This is a genomic window from Streptomyces sp. PU-14G (assembly GCF_041028275.1).
GTDB lineage: Bacteria > Actinomycetota > Actinomycetes > Streptomycetales > Streptomycetaceae > Streptomyces.
On the sequence record NZ_JASKYT010000274.1, the window covers coordinates 1 to 10,604 of the forward strand.

Consider the following 10,604-nt stretch of genomic DNA (forward strand, 5'->3'; position numbering starts at 1 on the left):
GCCCGCACCCCCKYCCCCGGCCCSYYTGCGGCGAGCCGCAGGGCACGCCGCAAGCGCGTCCTGCACTGGATCGCCGTGCACTCCGTGGCCGTCGCGCTCGCGCTGGCCTTCGTGCTGCCGTTCGTCTTCGTCCTGCTGACCTCGGTGATGGGCGACGGGCAGGCCATGAGCGGCGAGCTGTGGCCCACCTCGTGGCACTGGGAGAACTACGCGAAGGTCTTCCGCACCCCCGGCTTCCTCGACTGGTGGCGCAACTCGCTGATGTACGCGCTGCTGGGGACGGTGTTCACCGTGTGCTCGTCCCTTCCCGTGGCCTACGCGCTGGCGAAGTTCCGCTTCCGCGGCCGGCGGACGGCCATGCTGCTGGTGATCTCCACGATGATGCTGCCGCCGCAGGTGATCGTCGTGCCGATGTACCTGGTGTGGGCGCAGCAGTTCCACCTCTCCGGGTCGCTGTGGCCGTTGATCATCCCGATGGCGTTCGGCGACGCGTACTCGATCTTCCTGCTGCGGCAGTTCCTGCTGACGATCCCCAAGGAGTACATGGAGTCGGCCCGGATCGACGGCTGCGGCGAGGTGCGCACCCTGCTGCGCATCGTCGTCCCGATGGCGAAGCCCGGCATCGCCGCCGTCGCGCTGTTCCAGTTCTTCTACTGCTGGAACGACTACTTCGGCCCCCAGATCTACGCCGCCCAGAACCCGGGCGCCTGGACGCTCAGTTACGGGCTCGAATCGTTCAAGTCCGCGCACAGTGTGGACTGGAACCTGACGATGGCGGCCACTTTGCTGGTCATGGCGCCGGTCATCATCGTCTTCTTCTTCGCACAGAAGGCCTTCGTCGAAGGCGTCACCCTCACCGGAGTAAAGGGCTGAGACACACATGAAGCTCGCAGTGGTCGGCGGAGGCTCGACCTACACCCCCGAACTCATCGACGGCTTCGCGCGGTTGCGCGACACCCTCCCCATCGACGAGCTCGTCCTGATCGACCCGGCCGCGGACCGGCTGGAGCTGGTCGGCGGCCTGGCCCGGCGCATCTTCGCCAAGCAGGGCCACCCCGGCACCGTCACCACCACGGCCGACCTGGACGCCGGCGTGGACGGCGCGGACGCCGTGCTGCTCCAGCTGCGCGTCGGCGGGCAGGCGGCCCGCGACCGGGACGAGACCTGGCCGCTGGAGTGCGGCTGCGTCGGCCAGGAGACCACCGGCGCCGGCGGCCTCGCCAAGGCGCTGCGCACCGTGCCCGTCGTCCTCGACATCGCCGAGCGGGTACGGCGCAGCAACCCGCACGCCTGGATCATCGACTTCACCAACCCCGTCGGCATCGTCACCCGCGCGCTGCTCACCGCAGGACACAAGGCCGTCGGCCTGTGCAACGTGGCGATCGGCTTCCAGCGCAAGTTCGCCAAGCTGCTCGAGGTCTCCCCCGCCGAGGTGCACCTCGACCACGTCGGCCTCAACCACCTCACCTGGGAGCTGGGCGTGCGGCTCGGTGGCCCGGACGGCACGGACGTGCTGCCGAAGCTGCTGGCCGAACACGGCGACGCCGTCGCCGACGACCTGCACATGCCCCGCACCCTCGTCGACCGCCTCGGCGTCGTCCCGTCCTACTACCTGCGCTACTACTACGCGCACGACGAAGTGATGCGCGCCCAGCGCCAGAAGCCCACCCGGGCGGCCGAGGTCGCGGCACTGGAGAAGCAACTGCTCCAGATGTACGCCGACCCGGCGCTGGACACCAAGCCCGAGCTGCTCTCCCGCCGCGGCGGCGCCTACTACTCCGAGGCCGCCGTCGACCTGGCCGCCTCGCTGCTGCGCGAGGGCGGCAGCACCCACCAGGCGGTCAACACCTTCAACAACGGCACCCTGCCCTTCCTCCCCGACGACGCGGTCATCGAGACCCAGGCACGCGTCGACCGGGACGGCGCCCACCCGCTGCCGGTACCCGCCCTCGACCCGCAGTTCACCGGCCTGGTCGCGCACGTCACCGCGTACGAGGACCTCGCCCTGGGCGCGGCGCTGCACGGCGGTCGCGACCGCGTCTTCAAGGCGCTGCTCGCCCACCCCCTCATCGGCCAGATCGAGTACGCCGAGCAGCTGACCGACCAGCTCCTCGCGCACAACAAGGAGCACCTGGCGTGGGCCTGAGCCAACCGCACTCCGCGCCCGGGACCGAGGCCGCCCCGAGGCGCCCGCAGGCCGACCCGCCGCCCGCGGCCGTCCTGGCCATCGACGCGGGCAACAGCAAGACCGACGCGGCGCTCCTCGGCGCCGACGGCAGCGTCCTGGGCACGGCACGCGGCGGCGGCTTCCGCCCCTCGGCCGTCGGCGTCCGCACCGCCGTCGCCGTGCTGGCCGACGCGGTCCTGCGGGCGCAGCAGGCCGCCGCGGGTCCGCACCCGCTGCCTGCCGTGCAGCAGGTGATGGCCTGCCTGGCCAACGCTGACCTGCCCGTCGAGGAGGAGCAGTTGGCCGCCGCGCTCGCCGAGCGCGGCTGGGGCAAGGACGTCACCGTGCACAACGACACCTTCGCCGTGCTGCGCGCCGGGCTCGGCGCGCAGCACGGCGACGCCGCGCCGTGCGGGGTCGCCGTCGTGTGCGGGGCGGGCATCAACTGCGCCGGGATGCTGCCGGACGGACGCACCGCGCGCTTCCCCGCGCTCGGCCGGCTCTCGGGCGACTGGGGCGGCGGGGGCGGACTCGCCGACGAGGCGCTGTGGCACGCCGCCCGCGCCGAGGACGGCCGGGGCGCGGCCACCGCGCTGGCGACCGCGCTGCCCGCGCACTTCCAGCTGACCTCCATGTACGCGCTGATCGAGGCTCTGCACCTGGGACACCTCCCGTACGCGCGGCGACTGGAGCTGACTCCGGTGCTGTTCGAGGTGGCCGACAGCGGAGACGCCGTGGCCGCTTCCCTCGTGGGACGCATGGCCGAGGAGGTCGTCACGATGGCGACGGTGGCGCTGCGCCGACTGGACCTGCTCGACGCGGAGGTGCCCGTGCTGCTCGGCGGAGGGGTACTGGCCGCCGCGCACCCCCTCCTCAACGACCGGATCGGCGAGCTGCTCGCCCTGCGCGCCCCGCGCGCCGTCCCCCGTGTCGTGCACGCCCGTCCCGTCCTGGGCGCGGCGCTCCTCGGCCTCGACGCGCTGGGCGCGCCACCGGAAGCACACGCGAGGGCCCGCCGCCACTTCGAGCGCGGGCAGGACGGAGGCGGCCACCCCGAAGCCAGACAATCGCACTGATGCAGACCTGGCACCCTGGCACCGAGTCGGCTCCTCGAAAGGAGTGAGCTCGCCGAGGCGCTCGCGCACCCCGCCGACCGCGGACCTCTATGGCTGGATGGACAGGTCACGCTGATACCAGGTGCCCGGCTTACCGCCGAGGTCGGCCGGGTCGGCCGGGCCGACCGGAACGAATCCGGCCTTGGTCAGCACTGCGTGGGACGCGGCGTTGGCACGGGCGGTAGCTGCCCGCAGTGTGCGCAGCCCGTGCTTCGCCGCCGCCAGCCGGCACAGCGCACGGACGGTCTCGGTCGCCACGCCACGGCCGGCGACGTACTCCGCCACCCGGTAGCCGAGCCTGGCAGTGCCGTCCTCCACGTCGTACAGGTTGAACCGGCCCAGCACCGAGCCGTCCTCGGCGACGAGAACGTGGTAGACGCAGACACCGGCCTCCTGCTCAGCCAGCAAAGCGCTGTAGCGGTCGGCGAACTGGTCGTAGAACTCGTCGCCGCGGTCGGTGACCGAGGCAGCGAAGTAGGCACGGTTCGCCAGCTCGAAGGACAGGACCGCCGGTGCATGACCCGCATGCAGCTGCTGAAGTTCGGGCACCGCCCGACTCTACCCGCACGGTGCCCTGGGGTCACCTGGGTTTCTCCCGGTGGCAGGCCCCGAGGCCAGTGCGCTCAAGGGCCTACGCCCTGAGTACCAAGGGCTGTCCGGCGGAACATACGGGCCGGGCCACCGGGCGCCGGCCGCACACGAGAGCCCGCCGGCACGCCCACTACGGCGCTGGCGACCTGCGGTGCAACGCGTACTGGTCGAGTGAGTCCGGGTCACCGATCCAGTGGTAGAGGGTGGGCTGTTCTTCGGTGCCGCCGAACTGCCAGCCGTTGCCTTCCCCGCAGCCGCTGACACTGAGATCGAGCTGCGGGGTTCCGGACGGCGACGCACCCTTCGCCCACGAGCCGGAGCCACTGCACTGTTCGGACGTGTTCCCGCCGTGCGCCGCCCTCGCGGTATGGCCGCCCAGATCGTCGGCCACCGCGGTGCCGTCAGCCCGGAGAGTGAGGGTGCCGCCCTGCTCGTCGGTCCAGGTACCGACGAGCTGCGCGTCGGTGAGCCGTGGCGGCTCGTATCCCTGGATCAGACCAGTCCCGTAGGCCGTCAGACCACCGACGAGAACCACCGCCGACAGCGTCAGCCCGCAGACGGACACCACCGCGGCCAGCCCGAACCGGGCACCGGCACCACGCAGGACAGTCACGGCCCGAGTGCACAGGACGGCGGGAACCAGGCCGAGGAAAGCCACGAGAAGAACCAGCGGGAGCATGGTCCAACCGCCGCCGAGAAGCGCCGTCGGCACCCCGGCGCACACGGCGACCGCCGTGGCGAACGCCCCGCAGGCAGCCAGGCACCAGCGCTTCGTCTCCGCCCGACCAGCCCTGCGGGCCGACCAGCGGGACAGCTGCACGACCGGCAGGACGGCCACGGCCGAGCCGGTCAACCCCGCCAGGCCGAGCATGACCACGGTGACCACGGCCGCGAGGAGATACCCGACGTAGGCCGGGATGCCGGCGGCGAAATAGTGCTCATTCCGCAAACCCGCGAGAAAGTAGACGACCAGCGCGAGCGCGCCCTCCGCCGACAGCGCCGCGGCGCCCGTCAGCCACGCGGCCGTCCAGCCGGCCCCGCCGACACGCTCAGGCCCCGCGGGTACTGCTCCCCGTCTCTCCACCGTCCAGTGCGCCATCCCCGCCCCTTCCCTCCCATGTTGGCTTCATCATGCCTCTGACCGGCGGGGCAGCCGCAGCAGGGGGGCCGCGCGAACGAGCGAGGTCCGCGAGCGCCACACAAGCCGACCAGACCTCTCCCCCGTGCGCGCCTGTGGTGCGCTGCCCGAACGACCACCACCGGCCTGCTCAGCAAGGCAGCCGGGGCCTGGAGTCGATACACCGCTCAGGACCACGCACGGTTGCCAGCGGGAGGCCGGGGACTGGGCCGCACGGGCGGGGCTGCCACGAGCCGCGCCCGTGCGGCACCACGCGTCAGCGCCCGCCACCACCGGAGCCGAAGACGCCACCCACCAGCTTGTCCAGCACCGTGCCGGCGACCTGCAAAGCCGCCTGCTCGCGGGGCGTCAACTCATCGGGCTGGTCCTTCGGTGCGTCAGCGGCCACGGCGGACCCGGCGGCGAGGACGGTCGCCGTGAACAGCGTGGCCAGGGTGAGGGCCGAGCGACGGAACATGCACACTCCTGCGGTACGTGACGAACGGGTGCGCTTCCCATCGTTGGCGAGGCCGCCATGGGCGCGGGGACGGCTGGCCCGGGCTGCTGCGAACGGACCATCCCACGCCACCCCTGCGGCGGCCCCGACCCCATCTCCGATCTCCAAGGCCACCCGACGGCGCTTCGTACCCCCATGCCCTGACCGCGCTTCCGTGCTCCAGAGCCGCCCCGACCACCTTCACGGGTCTTCCCGACCGCCCCGACTTCCCCGACCGTCCACCGCACCGACCGTCCAACGCTCCGACCGCATCGACCGCACCGACCGTCCAACGCTCCGACCGCACCGACCGCCTGCGCCGGCTCCCGGCCGCCGCCCGCGAGGCGGGAGCGGGAAGACGGCGACCTCAGTGGTCGACGCCTCCCAACAGGCTCTCCATCCGTTCCTCCAGGAGCCGCACCGCACCGGGCTGGCGGCCCGGGACCCGACGCCGGAGGACGACGAGCTCCGGCACGAGCTCGCGGGCCGCCCCCACGTTCTCCACGCGCAGGCGCTCCCACTGGTGGTGCGCCCTGTCGACAGCGCCCTCCACCTCGGGGGCGTCGTCCGCCTCCCCCTGCTCCATCCGACCGCGAGCCACCCACATCCACAACTCGCAGCTGCGCGCGGGCGCGCCGGCCAGGCGCGCCAGGTCGGCGCGGACCTCCACCCAGTGCAGGACGCCCTCCGAGCCGGGCCCTTCGGTCTGCTCGGCGGCCTCCTGCCAGGCCACGGCGATCCCCTCGGCCTCCTCATGACGGCCTGCCCGCGCGGCGGTCATGATCGCCTCATGCGGGTCTTCCCCGCCCTGGGCTGAGGGAGCGACGGCATCTTCCGCGGCGGGAGGTACCGGTGCCGCTGCCCGGGCGGGGGGTTGAGCCGCCTCGTGAGGCGCGGCGGAGCGAGCGTCCGCGTCCGGCACGAAGGGAGGGGCGTCCACTTCCGGGGTGAAGGGCGGGGCGTCCACTTCCGGGGCGAAGGGAGAGGCGTCCACTTCCGGGGCGAAGGACGGGGCGTCCACTTCCGGGGCGAAGGGAGAGGAGCCCGCTTCCGGGGCGAAGGACGGGGCGTCCGTGGGCTGCTGGGCGACCGGCGCTGCACGCGGCGGCGGCTCCGAGCCGTTCGACGACTGCGGTGGGGTGGGCCCGGACGGGGCAGTCGAGGCGCCGGGCGTCCACGGCGGAAGGCCCTCATGGGCCTGCGGGGCCCAGCCGTTCTGCACGGGGGGCGACTGCCAGGGCTGGTGCCCGTTTTCCGCGCCCCCCATGGAAGCGACCGGCTCGGAGGTCGCCGAGGCCACGAAGACCGCCTGGAGTTCCTCCGCCGCATGGGAGGCGGAAGCGGCCCGTTCGTGCAGCTCGGCGAAGGGCATACGGCCGCCCGCCCGCCACAGGCGTACGCACTCCTGGAGGTAGGTGGGCTCGGCCGGGACGGTGCCGCCCCGCATGCGCCGCCACTTCGACTCGCGGCCCTGACGCACGACGCGCCCGAACACACCGACCCCGGGAGCGTCCGGCAGACCGCCGGCTCGCACCGTCTCCCAGGCGTCGGCTTCCGCCGCCACGTCCAGCAGGACCGTCGTCGATCCCGCGGGGCGTATCGCCAACTCCCCTATGAGCCACTCCCACGGCAGCCCGCTGTAGCGCACCGCCGCCGACCCCTGACCAGGCGCTCCCAGGCCGACGTGCAGTCCGCCCTTACGAGGGTCCTTGCGCAGCTCGCCCACGATCAGCACCAGCAGCCGGCCCGACACCCCCGCGACCAGGCGGACGCGGGCCAGCACCATCTGCGGGTCCACCGGGCCGACCAGCTCGACGACGTCCACACCGCCACCGCCCCGTGCGGCGGCGGCGCCGTGTCCGGCCGCACCCGCCAGGACTCCGCCCCACGAGACACCGCCCAGGCCGGCCACCACCACGCCGACATCCATCAGCCCTCCGCCGACGCCCGCCACCACCAGCACGCCGTCGCCCGCGGCCTCGGAGCCCACACCCGGTACCGACACCAAAACCCCCCACACACCAAAAACCTATCGAACACGGACAGTTAGCAGCCGACGGCACCGACGGACGGCGGGCCCCGGACCTTGCCGACAGCGACCTCCAAACCTTCGGCGGCGCACCCCAATTCAACACGACGCGCTGCTCCTGGGCGATCCGGACGGCTCCTCGACCGGTCGGAGGCCACCGCGAACGGCGGCCGGGCGCGCCCGCGGGAGCGGATTCGGACGCCGCACCGGTTCGCCACCCCATCGGGTGAATTCTTGCGGGAAGCAGGCCCCGAGAGCTCCTCGGACTGCGACGACGAAGAAACAGGAGCAACGAAAGGAAGGCTACTCGATACGATCAGATTCTCTCTCCCGTTCGCCTCGTCCGCTCACATCCGAAAAGGAAGAGGGATCATTTCCACGCGCTGGTGCGCCGTCCGACAGTGGGCGGACCGCGCCGACGCCGCGTGCAATTGCCGATGAATTTGCACACGGCATCCGCTCATGGCGGACAACCGACCCGGACCTGTAGCTTCCGGCAGAAGGGGGACCGCTACGGAGGGGATGGAGGGGAAGAGAACGTTGAGCGTTCGGATGCCCTCGCCGTGCGAACAACGCGGCTCAGCGGAAACCGCACCCGGGAAATGCGCGAGCACGGAATCCGCCCGGCAGCGGAACGGCCCGGAGAACCGGCCGGAGAACGGTTGCGGCGTGCCGGTGGAGTTCGCCGCTTTCTGCGCGCTGTACCGGAGCCGGTATCTGCAGTACGCCCTCAGCCGCCTGGCGGACCAGCGGACAGCGGACATCGCGGTGCGTACGGCCTTCGCTCAGCTGGCGGAGCAGTGGGACCAGGCACTGCGCAGCCCGCACACCAACGCCTACGCCTGGCGTCTGCTCAACGGGCACATCAGCGCCCTCGAGGAGACAGCTGACGAGGCCGGCGGGGGAGCCACCGGCCCGAAGGGACAGCGCGCCGGCCGCTCGCTCCTGCCCGATCACACGAACGAGACCCGAATTCTCCACCACGACCTGGGCATCCCGTTCATGGAGGCCACCGAGATGATGGGGCACGCCTCCCCGAGGCCGCGCTGAGCCACCGCACCCTGGTCCCCGCCGACCACGTCGCCCTGGTCCCCGCCGATCACGCCGCCCTGCTCCACCGCTGCGCCCGTGCGCTCCCGTGTGCGAGGCGAGCGGCGGGAAGTCTCCCGACGAGCGAGGAACGGAGAGCCTCCCGAGGAGCGACGGGCGGCATCCACGCGAGCGAGGGGATGAGCGATGCACGGTTCTGCCACGGTCGCTTGGTTACTGGCGGCTCTCTGCGCGGTGACGGGCGCCTCCTGCGTGCTGCGTGCACGCGGAGCAGACCATCGGCAACGTGCCGACGCCGGCGGCGAGGCAGCGATGGGCTTCGGCATGGCGGTCATGGCGGTACCCGTGCTGTGGAGCGCGACACCCACGGTGAGCACCCTCCTGGCATGGGGTTTCACCGCGGTCTTCGGCGCGCTGCTGGTACGCGGCGCGTGGCTGGCGACCTCCAGCAGGCGCGGGGAGACGCCCCGGTACGGAAAGAAGCCCCGGTTCCGGGGCGAGGCCTGGTTCCCGCGCGACGGCCTGCACCAGCACGCGCACCATCTGGTCGGCGGAGCGGCGATGTTGTACATGTCGGCCGTCATGGCTCTCGGCACAGCAGACACGTCGGGCACCGCCGGAGCGGCCTCTCACTCCGCTCACTCCGCACCCGCAGGTGTCCCTGTCGTGACCGGGCTGCTGCTGGGCTACTTCGCGGTGTACGCGCTCTGGACGGCCGCGCGGCTGATGCCGTCCGCTACGGAGCGGACGGCCGTGGGGACCACCGCTGGCAGCACGGGCGGCGCCGTGGGCGTGCCCGCCGCTCCCCTGATGCGGCAGGCGGGAATCGCCGCCGGTTGCAGGCTGGCCATGGCGACGGGGATGTTCGCCATGCTGATCACGCTGTGACGGGTGAAACGCGTCGGCACAGTGAGCCGTGTCACTTCTTCACCACCGGACGTATCACTGTCTCGTAACGGCCTCTTAGGCTGAGCGGCATGACGGTCCCGCTCGCGTTGATGGTGCTCGCCCTGCTCGCCGCGGGCCTGGCACCGCGCGTACTGACCCGTTCCTCGTGGCCCGACCGTGAGCCCGTGCTCGCTCTGTGGGCGTGGCAGTGCCTGGTGGGCGCGGTGCTGTTGTGCTGCGGGCTGGCGATGGCGCTCTCCGGCGCTGCCGCGTTCGCGGTGGTGCGCAGCCATGTCTTCGCCGGGGCCCCTGACGGGGTCGTGCAGGTGTACACGTCCAGTGCGTACGCGCCGTGGGCGGGGGCGCTGTGCCTGCTGCTCGCCTGCGGGGGTGCGTGGACCGGCGCCATGCTGCTGCGGGAGATCAGGGACGCGCGGACGAGGCGCCGCAGGCGCCGCGCGGAGCTGCGCGAGCGCGTACCGAGGCTGCCGGGCGAGCCCGCGACCTCCAGCGAACGGCTTGTCGTGCTGGAGGAGGAGAGGCCGGACGCATGGTGGCTGCCGGGTGCCACACCCCAGTTGGTCATCACCACGGCGGCACTGCGGCGGCTCAAGGGGCGGCAGCTGGATGCCGTGCTCGAGCACGAGCAGGGGCACGCGCGGGCCCGCCACGACTGGCTCCTGCACTGCTCCTCCGCGCTGGCCACCGGGTTCTCCCGGGTGCCGGTCTTCGCCTCTTTCCGCGATCAGGTGCACCGCCTGGTGGAACTGGCCGCCGACGACGCCGCCTCCCGGCGGTACGGCCGGCTGACCATCGCGCTGGCGCTCGTGGAGCTCAACGAGGGCCGAGGGGTCTTCGGCCCCTGTCCGACGCCGGTCGCCATGGTGCCGCAGCGGGTCCACCGGCTGCTCACGCCCGCTCCCCGGCTGCCGGTCAGCCGCAGGGTGCGGATGACCGCCGTGGCCTCCCTCGTGCCCCTCGTCCCGCTCCTCATCGCGTTCGCCCCCGGGCTCTCGGCACTGCGCTAAGCCCGGGGGGGGGGGGGGGGGGGGGGGGGGGGGGGGGGGGGGGGGGGGGGGGGGGGGGGGGGGGGGGGGGGGGGGGGTCTTCGGCCCCTGTCCGACGCCGGTCGCCATGGTGCCGCAGCGGGT

Annotated in this window: 10 protein-coding genes; 6 read left to right on the forward strand and 4 right to left on the reverse strand. The window is 72.7% G+C overall.

The annotated features are described in order from the left end of the window. Positions 1-60: 60 nt before the first annotated feature. The 3 genes from AB8Z75_RS25565 to AB8Z75_RS25575 all read left to right on the forward strand — a co-directional run bounded on the left by AB8Z75_RS25565 (position 61) and on the right by AB8Z75_RS25575 (position 3,243). The gene (locus tag AB8Z75_RS25565; protein WP_369205894.1) at positions 61-873 is read left to right on the forward strand and encodes a carbohydrate ABC transporter permease; all 813 of its coding nucleotides are present in this window, start codon (positions 61-63) and stop codon (positions 871-873) included. A gap of 7 nt (positions 874-880) precedes the next feature. Next, a complete protein-coding gene (locus AB8Z75_RS25570) occupies positions 881-2,146 on the forward strand; it encodes a 6-phospho-beta-glucosidase (RefSeq protein ID WP_369205878.1) in 1,266 nt (421 codons plus the stop codon). A gap of 74 nt (positions 2,147-2,220) precedes the next feature. After that, positions 2,221-3,243, forward strand: a complete 1,023-nt coding sequence (locus AB8Z75_RS25575) for an N-acetylglucosamine kinase (RefSeq protein ID WP_369205896.1) — start codon at positions 2,221-2,223, stop codon at positions 3,241-3,243. Positions 3,244-3,330: 87 nt separating this feature from the next. Here AB8Z75_RS25575 and AB8Z75_RS25580 read toward each other — a convergent pair whose 3' ends face one another. From AB8Z75_RS25580 to AB8Z75_RS25595, 4 genes are all read right to left on the reverse strand, one after another. After that, entirely contained in the window at positions 3,331-3,831 is a 501-nt protein-coding gene (locus tag AB8Z75_RS25580) for a GNAT family N-acetyltransferase (RefSeq protein WP_369205880.1), read from the reverse strand. Positions 3,832-4,003: 172 nt separating this feature from the next. Continuing rightward, positions 4,004-4,972 (reverse strand): hypothetical protein, encoded by a 969-nt coding sequence (locus AB8Z75_RS25585; RefSeq protein WP_369205882.1) that lies wholly within the window; start codon positions 4,970-4,972, stop codon positions 4,004-4,006. Positions 4,973-5,267: 295 nt separating this feature from the next. Further along, positions 5,268-5,468: a hypothetical protein gene (locus tag AB8Z75_RS25590; RefSeq protein ID WP_369205884.1), complete on the reverse strand. Its 201-nt coding sequence runs from the start codon at positions 5,466-5,468 to the stop codon at positions 5,268-5,270. Positions 5,469-5,853: 385 nt separating this feature from the next. Continuing rightward, positions 5,854-7,491, reverse strand: a complete 1,638-nt coding sequence (locus tag AB8Z75_RS25595) for a hypothetical protein (RefSeq protein WP_369205886.1) — start codon at positions 7,489-7,491, stop codon at positions 5,854-5,856. A 693-nt stretch (positions 7,492-8,184) separates the two neighbouring features. Here AB8Z75_RS25595 and AB8Z75_RS25600 point away from each other — a divergent pair. The 3 genes from AB8Z75_RS25600 (at position 8,185) to AB8Z75_RS25610 (ending at position 10,481) form a co-directional block, all read left to right on the forward strand. Next, entirely contained in the window at positions 8,185-8,565 is a 381-nt protein-coding gene (locus tag AB8Z75_RS25600; RefSeq protein ID WP_369205888.1) for a hypothetical protein, read from the forward strand. 186 nt (positions 8,566-8,751) lie between these two features. Then, positions 8,752-9,453, forward strand: coding sequence for a DUF5134 domain-containing protein (locus tag AB8Z75_RS25605; RefSeq protein ID WP_369205890.1), 702 nt, complete (start codon positions 8,752-8,754; stop codon positions 9,451-9,453). Positions 9,454-9,542: 89 nt separating this feature from the next. After that, positions 9,543-10,481 (forward strand): M56 family metallopeptidase, encoded by a 939-nt coding sequence (locus AB8Z75_RS25610; RefSeq protein WP_369205892.1) that lies wholly within the window; start codon positions 9,543-9,545, stop codon positions 10,479-10,481. Positions 10,482-10,604: the final 123 nt, after the last annotated feature.

Coding starts and splice junctions, on each gene's coding strand:
- AB8Z75_RS25570 (WP_369205878.1), top strand. CDS start 881: ATGAAGCTCGCAGTGGTCGGCGGAGGCTCGACCTACACCCCCGAACTC.
- AB8Z75_RS25585 (WP_369205882.1), bottom strand. CDS start 4,972: ATGGCGCACTGGACGGTGGAGAGACGGGGAGCAGTACCCGCGGGGCCT.
- AB8Z75_RS25590 (WP_369205884.1), bottom strand. CDS start 5,468: ATGTTCCGTCGCTCGGCCCTCACCCTGGCCACGCTGTTCACGGCGACC.
- AB8Z75_RS25605 (WP_369205890.1), top strand. CDS start 8,752: ATGCACGGTTCTGCCACGGTCGCTTGGTTACTGGCGGCTCTCTGCGCG.
- AB8Z75_RS25610 (WP_369205892.1), top strand. CDS start 9,543: ATGACGGTCCCGCTCGCGTTGATGGTGCTCGCCCTGCTCGCCGCGGGC.